Annotated in this window: 1 protein-coding gene; it reads right to left on the bottom strand. The window is 69.4% G+C overall.

The window, feature by feature from the left end:
* Positions 1-1,055: acyltransferase domain-containing protein (locus SALPAC3_RS25165; protein WP_157632349.1), on the bottom strand; the 1,055-nt coding region annotated here is incomplete at both ends.

Here is a 1,055-nt window from a genome sequence, read left to right as displayed (position 1 = left end):
CAATGTTCACCCGCCTGGCTCGCACACCCTCGGCATCCAATGTCGCGATCAGCTCGTCCACCGCATCCCGATCGCCCGTCACCACCACCGACGACGCACCATTGACCGTTGCCACCGACAAGCGACCGCCATACGCACCCAGACGATCACACACCTGACGCTCCGGCAGACCCACCGACGCCATCGCACCCCGACCCGCCAACACCTCCGCAATCACCGCACTACGCAACGCCACCACCAACGCACCATCACGCAACGACAAACCACCCGCCACCACCGCAGCCGCAATCTCACCCTGCGAATGACCCACCACCGCATCCGGCTCCACACCAAACGAACGCCACAACCCCGCAAGCGACACCATCACCGCCCACAGAACCGGCTGCACCACATCCTCCCGGTCCAGCGACGGCGCCCCCTCCACACCACGCAACACATCAACCAGCCGCCACGACACAAACTCATCCAACGCCGCAGCACACTCACCCAACCGCTCCGCAAACACCGGCGACGAATCCAACAACTCCACCGCCATCCCCAACCACTGCGAACCCTGCCCCGGAAAAACAAAAACGATGCCGGAACCGCCATGCAGCGGAGTGGGGACCGGTGCGCCCGCGACCAGGGCGTCCGCGCCGGCCAGGAGGTCAGTGGCGTCGCCGACGACGACCGCTCGCCGCTCCAGCGCCGCCCGCCCCTTCGCCAGGACGTACGCGAGGTCGCCGGGGTCGGCGGTGGCGGCGGTGGCGGCGGCGACGGCCGCACGGATCTGGCCGGCCTGGGCGCGCAGTGCCTCGTCGGTGCGGGCCGACAGCACCCAGGGCAGAATCTCCGACCCGGACACGCCGACCGGAGGCCTCCCGGCCCGGAGCCCGTCGGCCGGGAACGCCTCGGCCGGGAGCACCTCGGCCAGGAGCCCGTCGTCCGGGAGCGCCTCGGTCGGGAGCCCGTCGTCCGGGAGCGCCTCGACGGGAGGCACGTCAGTGGGTGGTGCCTGTTCGAGGATGACGTGGGCGTTGGTACCGCTGATGCCGAATGATGAGACACCCGCACGA

It is taken from the genome of Salinispora pacifica DSM 45544 (genome assembly GCF_000378845.1).
In the GTDB taxonomy this organism is placed as follows: domain Bacteria; phylum Actinomycetota; class Actinomycetes; order Mycobacteriales; family Micromonosporaceae; genus Micromonospora; species Micromonospora pacifica.
The sequence above is the reverse complement of the archived record's forward strand: the minus strand, read 5'-3'. Positions and strand labels throughout refer to the sequence as shown.